Genomic DNA, 13,994 nt, shown 5'->3' with positions numbered 1-13,994 from the left:
TTGTTTTAATCAGGGCGCCATGCAGAAGGCTTGGCGATCCATCCTACGTAATGCATCTTCTCTATTTCCTCATCCGCAAACGAGATGGTGCCGTGCTGCTCGTTCGTTGAGATCAAATGCACGCGCCCAGATCGCTTGTACAGGAACTCCTTGACCATCACCCGGCCGTCTTTCGACTTCACGAGCACTTCGTCGCCTGGCTCGATCGGATGGTTCGGCTCGATCACAACGAACTCACGATCCTTAATCCGCGGGCGCATGGAATCCCCGCTGCAACGAATGGCGTACGCGTCCTTGTCCTTCGTCGGCACATCTACGAAGCCATCGCCTTGGCCGACGGGGTACTCCACGTCAGCCCAAAAACCGTTGTCTCCTAACTGGGCCATTCCCACTACCGGTACACCCCGCCAGCCTGTGACAGGGATTGGTTCATACGGGTCGTTGTGCCGGATAGCTGTCTTCCGCGGACCCTTACCGAGCATCAACCAGACTGAGTTGACACCGAAGGCCTCCTGCATCGCAACCGCCAAATCGACGTCCAGACGCTGAATCTTGCCGCTGAGAAGGTCGAGCACCGTCGCGAGATCTGTCTTCGCGCCCGCTGCTAGGCGGGTCTCGTTCCCGCCTAAGTCCTCCAGCAAAGACTTAATTCTAGCGGCGAGGCCGCCGTCCCCAATCCCGTGAATAACGGGGTCTTTTGGCCGGTGATCGGGGCTATCAGGCCCTGGGCCGAGGCCCTCGGCAAGCCAGTTCACATTGCTCTCGAGCGCAGTCGCGAGCTTCTGAAGCGTCGGAACGTCCGGACTGGAGGTCGTGCCTTTCAGGATACGGTTGATAGTCGGCTGAGGAACCCCTGAGCTGCGCGCGAGCGCGCTTTGGCTGCCGATGTTGCGAAGCTTCATCAGCAAATCGAGACGGTCTGAGATGTTCATCCCGTGAATATACGCGGGCGTATAAGAACTAGACAAACAAGTATCCATTGATGTATTGACCGTCTATCCATCTGCGTATAGAATGATTTTTATGAACACGCCAACTGCCCGCCAAATGCTGAAAGAGATCAAGTCCGCTTTGGGGCTTGGTGAGATCGCGCTCGCCGAGAAATTGGGCACCTCGCAGCCGACCGTCAACCGCATCCTCAATGGTCAGCCTGACTGCAAGGGCACAACGCTGCAGGCGATTGTCCGGCTGTACGAGCAGGTGGTGTCTCAGCGGGCGGCTGTATGACCGAGACGCCAATCAGCGCGGCTGTCCAGAAAGAGATTCGAACGATGCTATTCGGTCTTATCGCGGCGGGGATTCGAGGTAACCAACTCGACGAGGCGCGTAAAGAAGCGGTCCTGCAAGCCCGCAAACTGCACACGGACTCAGCAGGACCAGCAAAAGTAACGAAGTAAGCGGCGCCGAGTCTGCTGCCGGTTTGAGTGGATGGCTCACCGGTCTGTGATTCGCAGTACTAACGGCGCTTTGGTCACTCGCGCTTGTTGTCATTTTTGTTTTACCCCGTTCATGTCGTTCTTTTTACCTACGACGCCACTGTAACCGGGTCAACCCTTAGTAAAAACGTTCGTCTGGAGATTCAATTGAACATCCTCGATACAGCGCACGCAGTTGCTCACGATTACAAAGGCGGGTGTGAGTCGCTCGCGCCGCGTCTTGGAATGTCGGCAGCTGTGCTTCGCAGCAAGGTCAATCCGAACACTGAAACCCATCACCTGACGCTGATGAACGCCGTCCAGATGACGGAGATGACCGACGACGAGCGAATCATCGAAGCTTGGCTCGCGCAACGCAATGCGGTGATGGTCAAGTTGCCGGACGCGTGCGAAGAGCCCGACAACGAAGAGATCGTCGACAAGTTCATGAGCCTGACCGTGCACTACGGCCAGCTCGCCAAGCGCTTCCGCGAAGCTACCGCTGATGGCGAAGTCGACGATCAGGAAATGGCTGACCTTGAGCGCATCGGCGGCCTGATTCACCGAGCCGTCGAGGAAATCAACATGCTGACGAAGCGCATCTACCGTCGCGAGCCGCAATCGGCTGCCGCGGCGCTCGTGAAGAAGGTTTCGTGATGAGCGCCGGCCCTGGCTTCATCCCGATGGCATTCCCCGACTTCATCACGACCGGCCGCATGTTCGACGGTCCGCTCACTGCCGAATGGCAAGAGCGCGAGCGCGCGCAACAGCCGAAAAAGATCTGCATCGCGTGCGGTGCGAAGCAAAACGCCGACGGCTCTTTGCCGTGCGGTCACGACAACGACCTGTGAGGTCATCCATGAACGACATTGCAAAACTCAGTGGCCCGACGATGTCCAGCCGAGAGATCGCGGAGCTGACGGGTAAAGAGCACCGCAACGTGCTCGCAGACATCCGCAAGATGCTTGTGGATCTTGGAAAAGCTGCGGCTGACTTTTCAGCAGTAGCAAAAATTGCAGGTCCGAATGGCTCGGTTCGTGAAGTGGAAATCTTCGAGCTTCCGAAGCGCGAGACGTTGATTCTCGTCTCCGGATACAACATCCAGATGCGCGCTCGCATCATCGATCGCTGGACGGAACTTGAGACGCGCACGCAGCCGACGCTCTCGCAATCGAAACTTGCGGGCGAGATCGCTATCGCTGAGTGTTTCACGCGTCTGCTGAAGCCTTCTCCGTCGAGCCAGATCGCCATGCTGGCTCACATCGCCAAGAACCATGGTCTGGAATCCACGTTTCTGCCGGCGTATGCCGTTGATGCTGCTTCCGATTCGACGGCGGGCAGTTCGATGGAAACCAAGCCGCTGACGGAGCTGCTCGTCGCGCACGGCATTTCGATCTCGCCGCGCACGTATAACCGCCTTCTCGCCGACGCGGGCATGCAAGCCGAGCGAGTGCGCAAAAGCACGTCGAAGCGCGCCGTAAATGGCACGAAGCGCTTCTGGGCGGTCACCGAGGCAGGTCTTCTCTACGGCAAGAACATCACCAATCCGAACAGCCCGCGCGAGACGCAGCCGCACTGGTACGTAGAGCGATTTGCTGATCTGCATGGGCTCGTGTCTTCGCGCGTCGTGGGAGCCGTAGCGTGAGTATCCAAGCAATGGCGTGGGCCATCGAACAGCAGATCGTCACCGAAGCGCATGCGCGCCACGTGCTGTTGTGTCTGGCCAACTACGCAGACAACACCGGGAAGGCAGCATTCCCATCGACAGCGACTCTGCAGCAAGACACGGGCATGTCGGAAAGCACCATCCGCCGCAAGCTGGATTTGCTTGAAGAACTCGGTTTGATCGTGAAAGGAAACCAGAAAGTCGTCGCGGCATATATCGCTCGCGGTGACCGTCGGCCGGTCTGCTACGACATGTCGATGAAGAAGTCACGGGGTGTCACCGTGACGGGTCGTGACGAACGGGGTGTCACGGAGACGGCAACGGGGTGTCAGCCAGACGCTAACGGGGTGTCAAAAGAGGCATCACGGGGTGTCACGGTGACACCCAATCCGTCCTTAACCGTCCTTAAACCGTCAATGAACCAAGTACAGGATGCTGCGCATCCCGCGCGCGCCCGGAAACGTGCTCCGACAAAGACGACGATTTCGGCTGACTTCTCGATCTCTGAGCGCGTTCGTACCTGGGCGGCGGAGAAGGGTCATCGCAACCTGCAAGCGCATTTCGATTCGTTCGTCGGCAAGTGCCGAGCCAAAGGCTACACGTACGCCGATTGGGATGAGGCCTTCATGGAGGCGATCCGAGCAGATTGGGCCGGGCAGAACAAGCGCGGCAGCACGGGCAAGAACGATCGATCGGCAGCAGCTGCCGCGATTTTCCCGGCCAGCAACGTTCCTGCGGAGTACATCGATGTCTGACGCTATCGACGAAGTGCAAATCAAGAACTTGTTCATGCTTCTGCATGGCATGTACGGGAACTCGGTGCTCGACAAGTATCGCATTGGCCAGGTTGAGAACGGCGAAGACGTCGGGATGGTGTCGGCGCGCAAAGTTTGGCTCAACGGCTTGCGCGAATTTTCGCAGCCGCTGGTGCTGAAAGCGCTGGCGAAGTGCTCGGAAAAGCACAAGACGTTTCCGCCGACGTTGCCTGAGTTCCGCGACATCTGCAAGTCGCTCATGCCGCGTCAGTGGATCTCGAAAAGCGACGTGCCGCGCTTAGAGATGAGCGAAGCGCTGCGCACCGAGCAGATCGAGCGCGCGCGCCGTGCGATCGCACAGACTCGACTCGAACGCGAAGGCGGCCTGACGACCGAAGACGGCATCCGTGGCCTGCACGTTCTAATCGCGAAAGCTGTGGGCCACGCCGGAGGCGACGAGGCCGCGACGCTTTTGCAGCTAGACGATAAACGCATGGGTGCCGCATGACGAAGCGCTCCGCACCTTGGCCGATGTACGTGCCTGAAGGAACGAAAAACGTCGGCACCGCGCGCGTGCGCGACGACAGCGTTCTACCTCAGATGACGCACGCCCAGCGCGAGATCTACAAGCGCACCGGCAATCCGCCTCAGTCGAGTGCGCTGGACGACCCGCTTGACCCGTTTGGCAAAACGATCGCGAGTTGCGCCGCGCGGTTCGAGCCGTCGCGCGAACTGATGCTTCACATGCAGTCGAAGAAGCCGCCGAAGTACCGCAACTCAAAGTGCGAGCACAACGGCATCAAGTTCGACAGCGAGAAAGAGCGTTCGCGCTGGTTCCACTTGGTCCAGTTGCAAGCCGCCGGCCGCATCCGCGAACTGCGTTTGCAGGTCCCGTATGTCCTCACCGCCCGCAAGCAGCGCGACGACGGTACATGGGAACGGGCATCGAAGTATGTCGCCGACTTCGTCTATTTCGATGTCGATGCCGGCAAGGAAGTCGTCGAAGACGTGAAGTCTATCGCGACGCGGAAGAACCGCACCTACATCCAAAAGCGTAAGCAGATGCTCGCGGTGCACAACATCTCGGTGAAGGAAATCTGATGGGCACGACCAAGAAACCGCGCAAGCGCTACATGCCGAAGTCGAAGCGGACCGACATCATCTCGTTCATCTCGAACGGATCTGAGCCGCTCGATGCCAATACGCGCACGTCGATCTTAACGGCGGTGCATGCTGCCGCGTTCTCGCTGTCGCGCGGCACGAACGAGAAGGACGCCTGGCATACGGTGACGAACGCTCTCAACATCGCCCAGATCCTTTGCGAGGAAGCTGGCAATCGCGAGATCGGCATCAACGTGATCTTCGCTGCCCAGAACGCCATGATCGAGTGCGCTGAAAACTTCAACACTCGCGCGCGGCTCGTGTTCGGCACGGGTGGCTTGCCTGCGGTGAACGCTGGCATCGAGTTGTTCGAGCAGTTGCTGGAGACGGTCACAAAGCTGCAATACACCCGTGCGAACGGCGAATCGCTGCGCCGCGTCGAGTCGCGTCAGGTCGTCCGCGTGAAGCGTGGCACGTTGACAAAGCGCTTCGAGCTGGAGGCTGCGTAATGGGCGGCAAGCGCTGGAGCGACGAGGAAAAGGCTGTGCTGCGCGAGATCTACGACGCTGAAGCATGCCTTTCCGAAAACATGCATCGGCTTCCAGGCCGCACATTTCACTCTGCCAAGTCGAAGGCATCGAAGTACGGGATGGCTATCGCTAATGAGCGGTTTTGGAGCGAAGAAGAAAAGGCCATTCTCGCCAAGATCTGGCGCGGCAAACAGTCCATCAAGGTCGGCTTGAAGCAGTTGCCTGGCCGTTCGTACGACTCCGCGCGCGCCGAAGCGCAACGCCTTGGTCTGACCTACCGAAAGAAGAAGCTCGGGCGCACCGGCTATTCGCATCTCGAAAGCGTCGTTGCTGCGATTCTCGAAGAAGGGATCCCTTTGACGATAAAGGAGATGGTCGAGCGCACCGGACATTCGTTTCACGGTATCGAGACGGTGCTTCGCCGCCGCCACGGCAGAGCGTTTCACATCGCAGGCTATCAGCGCATGAGCCAGTACGGAAATCTGACTGCGCGCTGGATGGTCGGTAAAGCCGATGACGCAGTGAAGCCGCCGCGCAAATCGGCCAGTCAAGCCTGCCGTGAGTGGCGCTTCCGTCAGCAACTGAAGCGGCACGGCCACAACCCGTTTTCAACCATCGCCCAACAGGTGGCCGCATGAATCTCGCCGAATGGCTCATCTCGCGTATCACTCGCCGCGTGCCCGACGTCGTCATCGGCGGGCATGACGACCCGTATCTAATTCGCTGGTGGGTGATCCCGCGCAATCGGCTCTTCAACGTCTACTTGCATCGCTTCATGCGCAGTGACGACGACCGCGCGCTGCACGATCACCCGTGGTCGAACCTGTCGATCTTGCTACGCGGTACGTACACCGAGCACACGATCGATCCAGGCGGCATCAACGTGCGCACGGAACGCACGGCCGGCCAATGGAAGCTGCGTTTGCTTGGCACGTTTGCGCACCGCATCGAGCTGACACACGGCGAGTGCTGGACGCTTTTCGTAACCGGTCCGCGCTATCGCCATTGGGGCTTTCACTGTCCGATGCAAGGCTGGGTGCACTGGCAGAAATTCACCGCGCCGGGTGATTCGCACGTCGTCGGCAAAGGGTGCGACCAATGAAGCGCTCCGCTTTCCAGCGAAAGCCCGGCAAGCAATACAGCAAGATTGCCAGCCGCTCGACGATGCAGCAGCGCGCAAAGATCAAGGCGCGCGTGAAGAAGCCGACCGTCGCCGAAGGCTCGAAGTATCTGGCGGCATGCCGCGGAGAGCGGTGCTTCCTGGCCGTGCCCGGTGTCTGCATCGGCTCGGTCGGCGGCACGGTCGTGCCCGCGCATAGCAACCAAGGCCGGCACGGCAAAGGCATGGGGATCAAAGCGCGCCACGAATTCACGGTGCCCGGGTGCATGACGTGTCACGCATGGATCGACTGGGGAAACGCATCACGCGAGGTCAAGTTCGCGACGTGGGATCGCGCATACGAGCGCTGGGAGCCGGTGCGTGCTCGAAAGATGGGTCTGAAAGAGGAAGAAGCAGCGTGAACACGATGGAGCCGAAGAAGTTGACGGTGCGGATACCCGTCGTTGGTCTTGTGACTGAGCAAGGCATGCGCGGCCGCTACACGTACATGACGCAGAAGACGCCGAAAGACACGATGGTGCACGGCCTGCGCCGCGTCCGGCATCTCGACCGTAGCGGCGCCGAATACATGTGCTTGGCACTGGCATTTATTCCTGAAGGCTATCGCGGCTCGATCCCGAAGAAGGCATGGGTGGATCGTGAATACGCCTGGGTCGATTGCCTGTACGCAGAGAACTGGAAGTCGCTAGCCGAATTTCGCGACTGCAACGATTACATCTGGATGGCGCCGGACGCGCCGACATCGAAAGGAGCCGCAGCATGAACGAACTCGATAACTCGAAATTTGCACCTGCGTTCGATCAGGATGCATGCCGGAAAGCTGTCTCTGAAAGAGCGCGTGAACTTGCCGGCATGCCCCTGAGGCTTCCCGATGCCATTGCGGAGCTCATTGCCGTCGGGTTTGAGGCAGGTCTCAAACGAGGTATCAAATGATCCCAGACAACTTCGATCCTCTTTGGGTGGCGCTCGGCATCAAGCGCCGTGATTGGACTAAACCTGTGGAGCAGAAATGAACGCGTGGATCCTCGTTGTTTCGACGGCATGGAATTTCTACTCGGGCGGCATATGGGCCCCAGCAACATCCGTCGCCATGCAGGAGTTCGGTTCGCAGTTGGCCTGCGCGAAGGCTGCGGACACCGTCCGCGCGCAGGTGAAAGCGCAGACCGAAGAGCTTTATGGGAGCAGCCGAGCATCAGTGCACGCTCTTTGTGTGCCGAAGGACGCCAAATGAACGTCGATCAATTGACCGGCGCGCAGCTCGACTATTGGGTCGCGAGAGCCGAAGGCATGCAAGCTGAAGTGAAGCACGCGTGCGGCGCGGACTGGTGCCAAATCGACGTGCAACACGTCGGCTATCTCAAGTATCAGCCGTCTGAGAACTGGCACATCACCGCACCGATTGCCGAACGCCAGCGCTACCTGACATATCCGCGCCTGCGCGAAGACGGAAAGCTCGAATGGCTGGCGGAAGCGCACCTCAATCCCGACTTTCATGGCATGTGCACGGACGAGTCGCCGAAGGTGGCGATCTGTCGTCTGCGCGTGGCCGAGGCGTTCGGCTTCGAGGTGGCCGAGTGATACCGCGCGCGCCGCGCTCATTCCGCGATCCGCTTCGGCAACTGATCGACAAGGAGAGCAGCACCTGCAAGGGCTGCCCGCACCAACGAACTTTCGAATTCATCGGCTCCATGCAAACCATCTGCGCCATTGGCAAGAATCACGGACACCGCTGCGAACAATACGGAAAGAGGACCAACATGACGACGAGCGCCATTGCTGCGGACGAGATCAACGCTGTGCTGACTGAATGGTATGAGTGGAGTCAGGCCTATGAGCCAGCGCTCGGATATGGCCGGGCGGATTCTACGTGTCGCGATTTCAAGATCAGCCGACAGTGGATGGATCATTCCGAGCTGAGCGACCTAGTAGACAACCAGCTTCGCGCTGCAACCGGCAAAGCTGTTGATCCGATCATCCAGAAGCTGTCGCTTGCGCATCGCATCGCTGTGATGACTGCCGTGCGCAACTTCATCGCGGGCGCGGTTGTATTCCAGAATCCGCGTAGTCCGGCGACGCAGGACCGCGACTATGTGGAAGCGAAAGCTCTGATGCGGCCGGCATTAATCGGGAAGGGGCTTATTTGCACGAAGGGGTTGTAAACCCGTCCGTCGTATCGTACTATTTCGCGCGTGGGGCGTTCGCTCGCCCAAAGAAAAGCCCGCTCGGTTCGCGCCAAGCGGGCTTTTTGCATTACTTCTTCTTTTTCGGCGGCTTCTTTTTATCAGGCGCTTGGGTGAGTACCGACCCAGCCAATTCTCTTGCAGCCTTAGTCGAACTCTTTTGCGATAAGACTTTACCGGCAAGCGAAGCCATCGCTTTCGATGATTTCTCGTTCTTAGCCATAATTTTTCCTTTGATGTGCCGGCCCACCCGGCGCAAAGATTCTACAGCGGGTGTAAGCCACCGGTAGACAGCGAGTCTCATAAGCTCGAAGCATGCGGTTCGATTCCGCACCCCGCTACCAACAAGCGCCATGAACCGACCGAAACTGCAAACGCTCAAGCCACGCCTGCAACAGGCGAGTGCGCGAGTGGCAACGATGCAGCCCGGCTCATGGCGCACGGACAAGACGAGCAGCGCGCAGCGTGGCTACGGCTTCAAGTGGCAGAAAGCGCGTGCGGCGTTCCTTGCCGCGCATCCCTTTTGTGCGTTCTGCCTGCGCGACGCTGGCATCACGGCGACGAGCATCGAAGCCATCATCCTTGCATGCACTGAGCGCCGCCTCGCTTTGCCGTACGCATCGGTCGTTGACCACATGGACCCGCATCGCGGCGACATGAAGGTCTTCTGGGACAGTGCGCGGTGGCAGTCGCTGTGCGCGCGGCATCACAGCGGCGAGAAGCAGCGACAGGAATCGCAGGTCTGATGCGCAAAGCTGGCATGGTTTTTACTCGGCAATATAAGTCTTATTGCTGAGTGGGAAAAAGCATGACGAGGGCTCTGGATTGCCTCATATATGAGCAGCCGGGCCGTATTTCGTGAAACTGTTGTGTGAAACCAACGAATGGTGCGCGACCAGCACCAAATCGGTGCGGATTGTATAATTTGCCGTTGTAAAGGTGGGGGTGGGTCAAAAGTTCACAGGTAATTTTGGCCTAGACCGCCCGTTCCCGCACGGACAGAAAAAATCGTCATTTTGAGGATTTGTTAATGGCTTTAACAGCAAAGAAACGGCTGTTTGCCGACGCTGTTTTGGCCGGCAAATCCAATAAGGACGCGGCTGTCGCGGCGGGCTACAGCGTTAAGACGGCATCGGCTGCTGGCTCGCGTCTTGTTAAAGACTTGGACATCGCTGCGTACCTGTCCGAGCGGCGCAAAAAGGGCGGCGCGAAGGCTGTACGAGCACCGAAAGCGGCCTCAGCGTCCAACGAGGCAGAGGAAGCGGCGGATGAAAGCGATGCGGTAAGCGCGGCTGACGCTATGGCGAGCGCTGCGCGCGCGGCGGGGTTCGACCTGAACGCGATGACGCACTTCTCCGATCCGAAGGCGTTTCTGCTGGCGGCGATGAACGATGGACGGACGGAGCCGCGGCTGCGCGTCACTGCCGCGCAGGTTTTGATGCCATTCATGCACCAGAAGCTTGGCGAGGGCGGCAAGAAAGACGCAAAGGCTCAAGCCGCTAAGAATGCCGCGAGCAAATTCGCGGCGCTCACTGCGCCGAAACTGGTCGCGAATGGCGGCAAGAAGGTCTGAGCGTGGAATGGACGACGGCGTGTCTCGATTGGGCTGAGCGGCTCAAGACGGGGCGGTCGATCATTCCGCCGCCGATCTTCCCCGAGCAAGCCGAGCAAGCGCTCGCAGTGTTCAAGGAGCTCAAGATCGTCGACGCGCCGGGCAGCCCGACGTTCGGCGAGTCGTGCGCGCCGTGGGTCTTCGATCTGGTCGCATCGATCTTCGGAGCTTACGACGCCGAATCCGGCCGGCGGCTTATCACCGAATGGTTCGTGTGCATCCCCAAGAAGAACAGCAAGTCGACGCTGGCGGCCGGGATCATGATGACCGCGATGATCCTGAATTGGCGTATGTCGGCCGAATACGCGATCTTGGCGCCGACGATCGAGGTTGCGAATAACTCGTTCGCGCCGAGCCGCGACATGGTCAAGCACGAGGAAGAGCTCGACGATTTGTTCCAGGTGCAGACGCACATCAAGACGATCACGCACCGCACGAGCGGCGCGACGCTGAAGGTCGTCGCGGCCGATTCAAACACGGTCGGCGGTAAGAAGAGCGTCGGCACGCTTGTCGACGAGGTGTGGCTGTTCGGCAAGCAGCCGAATGCCGAGAACATGCTGCGCGAAGCAATCGGCGGCTTAGCGTCGCGGCCTGAAGGCTTTGTCATCTGTCTGACGACGCAGTCCGACGACCCGCCCGCGGGCGTCTTCAAGCAGAAGCTGCAATACGCGCGCGACGTGCGCGACGGCAAGGTTCACGATCCGTGCTTCGTGCCCGTGATCTTCGAGCATCCGCCCGAAATGGTCGCCCGCAAGGAGCATCTGCTGGCCGAAAACCTCGGCATGGTGAACCCAAACCTGGGCTTCTCGGTCGACGAAGCTTTCTTGCAGCGCGAGTTCCGGAAGGCGAAAGAAGAGGGCGAAGAGTCGTTTCGGGGCTTTCTCGCCAAGCATGCGAACGTCGAAATCGGCCTCGCGTTGCGCAGCGATCGGTGGGCCGGTGCTGAATTTTGGGAGCAAGCTGCGCGCGCGCCGCGCATCACGCTCGAGCAACTCATCGAGCGCAGCGAAGTGATCGATGTCGGCATCGACGGTGGCGGGCTTGATGACTTGCTGGGCCTAGCCGTGGTCGGTCGCGAGCGTGAGACGCGCCGCTGGCTGCTGTGGACGCACGCATGGGCGCATCCGTCCGTATTCGAGCGGCGCAAAGAGATCGCGCCGATGCTTCTCGACTTCAAGAAGGAAGGTGACCTCACAGTTGTGGATCAAATCGGCGATGACGTAACGGACGTCGCCGATATTGTCGCGACTATCGAGCGCGCGGGGCTTCTCGATCGCGTCGGTGCGGACCCGGCGGGCATCGGCGGCGTGCTCGACGCGCTCGTCGAGGCGGAAGTGCCTCAGGACAAGGTCATCGGCATCTCCCAAGGATGGAAGCTGTCCGGCGCGATCAAAACGGCGGAACGGAAGCTTGCTGAAGGCGTGCTCATCCATGGCGGCCAGCCGCTTATGGCGTGGTGTGTCGGAAATGCGCGCGTCGTGCCGGTGGGCAACGCCGTGAACATCACAAAACAGGCCTCGGGGACGGGAAAAATCGACCCTTTGATGGCGACTTTCGATGCGATTTCGCTGATGGCTCTCAATCCTGAAAGCCTCGCGGGCATCAACGACTTCTTCGAGAACCCCATCATCGTATGAAACAGGACAAGCAAAAGTCGCCAGGGCGCGTCAAGGCGAGCGTTCTGAAGTGGCTTGGCGTGCCTATTTCACTGACGGACGGCTCGTTTTGGGCAGCATGGGGCGGTCAGAACTCGTCGAGCGGCGAGAACGTGACGGTCGACTCGGCACTTCAGCTGTCCGCCGCATGGGCATGCGTGCGGCTCATTGCCGAGACGATCGCAACGCTTCCGATGAACCTTTACAAGAAGGCTTCGGACGGTACACGCAGCATTGCGACATCGCATCAGCTTTACGGCATCTTGCACAGCCAGCCGAACGCCGAGAACACGGCGACCGAGTTCTGGGAAGTGATCGTCGCGAGCATGTTGCTGTGGGGCAATGGCTATGCGCGCAAGATGCGCTCTGCAGGCGTGCTCATCGGCCTTGAAATCATGCTGCCGCAGCGGACGCAAGTGAAGCGTCTCAACACCGGCGCGCTGCAATACACGTATCAGGACCTCGACGGCACGACATCGACCTTGTCCGAGGACGATGTCTTGCATTTCCGAGGGTTCAGCCTAGACGGCCTGCTTGGCCTTTCGGTCATCACGTATGCACGCGAGGTCATCGGCAACGCCACTGCGGCAAATAAGACGAGCAGCAGCGTCTTTCGCAATGGCTTGCGGCCGTCCGGCGTGCTGTCGACTGAGCAAGTGTTGGCGAAGGAAAAGCGCAACGAGATTCGAACGAGCCTGACCGAGCAATTCGGCGGCGCGATGCAGGCCGGCAAGACGATGGTGCTTGAAGCAGGCATGAAGTACCAGGCGATCACGATGAATCCCGGCGACGTGCAGTTGCTGGAGACGAAGGCATTCAACGTCGAAGAGATCTGCCGCTGGTTTCGCGTGCCGCCATTCATGGTCGGCCATAGCGAGAAGTCGACGAGCTGGGGGACTGGAATCGAGCAGCAAATGATCGGCTTCCTGACGTTCTCGCTGCGTCCGTGGCTCACGCGGATCGAGCAGACCGTGCGGAAGGGCTGTCTGTCGATCTCCGAGCGCGATCAGTACTACGCCGAGTTTTCAGTCGAGGGTCTTTTGCGCGCTGACAGCGCCGGGCGCGCGGCTTTTTATTCACAGATGACGCAAAACGGGCTCATGACGCGCGACGAATGCCGCGTGAAAGAGAACCTGCCGCCGATGGGCGGAAATGCGGGAGTTCTCACCGTCCAGTCGGCACTTCTGCCGATCGACAAGCTCGGCGAGACATCGGCGGCGTCGCAAGCGCAGGACGCGCTAAAAAATTGGCTGAATCAGGAGCAAAAGGATGAATCGTAAGAGCGGCAAGGGCGGCTATAAGGTCCGCGCGTTCGATCTCGACGTCAAATCGGTCGATGACGCGGGGCACTTCTCCGGCTACGGCTCGGTCTTCGGCAATGTCGACAGCTATGGCGAGATCGTCGCGCCTGGCGCGTTTGGCAAAAGCCTCACGGAACTCAAGTCGAGCGGCCGCGCGCTTCCGATTCTGTGGCAGCACGACAGCTATACGCCGATCGGATCGTGGTCGGGTTTGAAAGAGGATGATCACGGCCTCTTCGGCGATGGCGAGCTGTGGGTCGACGATGCGCCGAACGCGAAGATCGCGTATCGCGGCATGAAATCGAAGGCCATCACTGGCCTGTCGATCGGCTACTACGTGCTGGACTCCAGCTACAACGAAAAAACCGGCGTTCGTACGCTGAACGAGCTGGATCTCGTCGAGATCAGCATCGTGACGAACCCGGCGAACCCAGACGCGCGCATTGAAGCCGTGAAGTCGGTCATCGCACACGGCGGCATGCCATCTCTTTCAGAATTCGAGCGGTTCCTGCGTGAGGCAGACTTCTCGAAATCACAGTCCGCGGTGATCGCCAATCGCGGGCTGAAGCACCTGCTCCAGAGTGAGTCTGGCAGCGAGGCGAACGATGTAGGTAATCGGCTGCTGGACAGCCTCAAATCTCTCACTTTCTGAGGAAACT

General features: G+C 59.5%; 23 protein-coding genes and 1 tRNA gene. 22 read left to right on the top strand and 2 right to left on the bottom strand.

Features of this window, described 5'->3' with window-relative positions:
• Positions 1–5: 5 nt before the first annotated feature.
• The gene (locus NCT04_RS21720; RefSeq protein WP_284509401.1) at positions 6–932 is read right to left on the bottom strand and encodes an XRE family transcriptional regulator; all 927 of its coding nucleotides are present in this window, start codon (positions 930–932) and stop codon (positions 6–8) included.
• Positions 933–1,023: 91 nt separating this feature from the next.
• Between NCT04_RS21720 and NCT04_RS21715 the strand changes: the two genes are divergently transcribed.
• From NCT04_RS21715 to NCT04_RS21640, 16 genes are all read left to right on the top strand, one after another.
• Positions 1,024–1,227: a helix-turn-helix domain-containing protein gene (locus NCT04_RS21715; protein WP_250467658.1), complete on the top strand. Its 204-nt coding sequence runs from the start codon at positions 1,024–1,026 to the stop codon at positions 1,225–1,227.
• Positions 1,228–1,583: 356 nt separating this feature from the next.
• Positions 1,584–2,072, top strand: a complete 489-nt coding sequence (locus NCT04_RS21710) for a phage regulatory CII family protein (protein ID WP_250467657.1) — start codon at positions 1,584–1,586, stop codon at positions 2,070–2,072.
• Positions 2,072–2,266: a hypothetical protein gene (locus NCT04_RS21705; protein WP_250467656.1), complete on the top strand. Its 195-nt coding sequence runs from the start codon at positions 2,072–2,074 to the stop codon at positions 2,264–2,266. Before NCT04_RS21710 ends, NCT04_RS21705 begins: the two co-directional genes overlap by 1 nt.
• Positions 2,267–2,274: 8 nt before the next feature.
• Entirely contained in the window at positions 2,275–3,060 is a 786-nt protein-coding gene (locus NCT04_RS21700; RefSeq protein ID WP_250467655.1) for a Rha family transcriptional regulator, read from the top strand.
• Positions 3,057–3,836 (top strand): helix-turn-helix domain-containing protein, encoded by a 780-nt coding sequence (locus NCT04_RS21695; RefSeq protein WP_250467654.1) that lies wholly within the window; start codon positions 3,057–3,059, stop codon positions 3,834–3,836. Before NCT04_RS21700 ends, NCT04_RS21695 begins: the two co-directional genes overlap by 4 nt.
• The gene (locus NCT04_RS21690; protein ID WP_250467653.1) at positions 3,829–4,344 is read left to right on the top strand and encodes a hypothetical protein; all 516 of its coding nucleotides are present in this window, start codon (positions 3,829–3,831) and stop codon (positions 4,342–4,344) included. The genes NCT04_RS21695 and NCT04_RS21690 overlap by 8 nt, the downstream gene beginning before the upstream one ends.
• Positions 4,341–4,937, top strand: coding sequence for a DUF1064 domain-containing protein (locus NCT04_RS21685; RefSeq protein ID WP_250467652.1), 597 nt, complete (start codon positions 4,341–4,343; stop codon positions 4,935–4,937). The genes NCT04_RS21690 and NCT04_RS21685 overlap by 4 nt, the downstream gene beginning before the upstream one ends.
• Complete coding sequence (locus NCT04_RS21680) at positions 4,937–5,446, top strand: hypothetical protein (RefSeq protein ID WP_250467651.1); 510 nt, start codon at positions 4,937–4,939, stop codon at positions 5,444–5,446. The genes NCT04_RS21685 and NCT04_RS21680 overlap by 1 nt, the downstream gene beginning before the upstream one ends.
• Positions 5,446–6,105 (top strand): hypothetical protein, encoded by a 660-nt coding sequence (locus NCT04_RS21675; protein WP_250467650.1) that lies wholly within the window; start codon positions 5,446–5,448, stop codon positions 6,103–6,105. The genes NCT04_RS21680 and NCT04_RS21675 overlap by 1 nt, the downstream gene beginning before the upstream one ends.
• A complete protein-coding gene (locus NCT04_RS21670) occupies positions 6,102–6,569 on the top strand; it encodes a hypothetical protein (RefSeq protein ID WP_250467649.1) in 468 nt (155 codons plus the stop codon). Before NCT04_RS21675 ends, NCT04_RS21670 begins: the two co-directional genes overlap by 4 nt.
• Positions 6,566–6,988, top strand: a complete 423-nt coding sequence (locus tag NCT04_RS21665; RefSeq protein WP_250467648.1) for a DUF1364 domain-containing protein — start codon at positions 6,566–6,568, stop codon at positions 6,986–6,988. The genes NCT04_RS21670 and NCT04_RS21665 overlap by 4 nt, the downstream gene beginning before the upstream one ends.
• Complete coding sequence (locus NCT04_RS21660; protein WP_250467647.1) at positions 6,985–7,350, top strand: hypothetical protein; 366 nt, start codon at positions 6,985–6,987, stop codon at positions 7,348–7,350. Before NCT04_RS21665 ends, NCT04_RS21660 begins: the two co-directional genes overlap by 4 nt.
• A complete protein-coding gene (locus NCT04_RS21655; protein WP_250467646.1) occupies positions 7,347–7,520 on the top strand; it encodes a hypothetical protein in 174 nt (57 codons plus the stop codon). The genes NCT04_RS21660 and NCT04_RS21655 overlap by 4 nt, the downstream gene beginning before the upstream one ends.
• 76 nt (positions 7,521–7,596) lie before the next feature.
• Positions 7,597–7,818, top strand: a complete 222-nt coding sequence (locus NCT04_RS21650) for a hypothetical protein (RefSeq protein ID WP_250467645.1) — start codon at positions 7,597–7,599, stop codon at positions 7,816–7,818.
• Complete coding sequence (locus NCT04_RS21645; RefSeq protein WP_250467644.1) at positions 7,815–8,165, top strand: phage protein NinX family protein; 351 nt, start codon at positions 7,815–7,817, stop codon at positions 8,163–8,165. The genes NCT04_RS21650 and NCT04_RS21645 overlap by 4 nt, the downstream gene beginning before the upstream one ends.
• Entirely contained in the window at positions 8,162–8,746 is a 585-nt protein-coding gene (locus tag NCT04_RS21640; protein WP_250467643.1) for a hypothetical protein, read from the top strand. Before NCT04_RS21645 ends, NCT04_RS21640 begins: the two co-directional genes overlap by 4 nt.
• 91 nt (positions 8,747–8,837) lie before the next feature.
• Here NCT04_RS21640 and NCT04_RS21635 read toward each other — a convergent pair whose 3' ends face one another.
• The gene (locus NCT04_RS21635; RefSeq protein WP_250467642.1) at positions 8,838–8,990 is read right to left on the bottom strand and encodes a hypothetical protein; all 153 of its coding nucleotides are present in this window, start codon (positions 8,988–8,990) and stop codon (positions 8,838–8,840) included.
• Between the two features lie 45 nt (positions 8,991–9,035).
• Here NCT04_RS21635 and NCT04_RS21630 point away from each other — a divergent pair.
• The 6 genes from NCT04_RS21630 to NCT04_RS21605 all read left to right on the top strand — a co-directional run bounded on the left by NCT04_RS21630 (position 9,036) and on the right by NCT04_RS21605 (position 13,987).
• Positions 9,036–9,111: transfer RNA gene (locus NCT04_RS21630), tRNA-Met, on the top strand.
• Between the two features lie 9 nt (positions 9,112–9,120).
• The gene (locus tag NCT04_RS21625) at positions 9,121–9,513 is read left to right on the top strand and encodes an HNH endonuclease (RefSeq protein WP_250467641.1); all 393 of its coding nucleotides are present in this window, start codon (positions 9,121–9,123) and stop codon (positions 9,511–9,513) included.
• Between the two features lie 284 nt (positions 9,514–9,797).
• Positions 9,798–10,340, top strand: a complete 543-nt coding sequence (locus NCT04_RS21620) for a terminase small subunit (protein WP_250467712.1) — start codon at positions 9,798–9,800, stop codon at positions 10,338–10,340.
• Positions 10,341–10,342: 2 nt separating this feature from the next.
• Entirely contained in the window at positions 10,343–12,016 is a 1,674-nt protein-coding gene (locus NCT04_RS21615) for a terminase large subunit (RefSeq protein WP_250467640.1), read from the top strand.
• Complete coding sequence (locus NCT04_RS21610; protein ID WP_250467639.1) at positions 12,013–13,314, top strand: phage portal protein; 1,302 nt, start codon at positions 12,013–12,015, stop codon at positions 13,312–13,314. Before NCT04_RS21615 ends, NCT04_RS21610 begins: the two co-directional genes overlap by 4 nt.
• On the top strand, positions 13,304–13,987 hold the full coding sequence (locus NCT04_RS21605) for an HK97 family phage prohead protease (protein ID WP_250467638.1): 684 nt from the start codon (positions 13,304–13,306) through the stop codon (positions 13,985–13,987). The genes NCT04_RS21610 and NCT04_RS21605 overlap by 11 nt, the downstream gene beginning before the upstream one ends.
• The last annotated feature ends 7 nt before the right edge of the window (positions 13,988–13,994 follow it).

Origin of the sequence: Caballeronia sp. GAFFF2 (genome assembly GCF_023631485.1) — a bacterium.
Taxonomy (GTDB): domain Bacteria; phylum Pseudomonadota; class Gammaproteobacteria; order Burkholderiales; family Burkholderiaceae; genus Caballeronia.
Note: the sequence above shows the minus strand (reverse complement) of the source record. Positions and strands in the feature narration are given on the sequence as shown.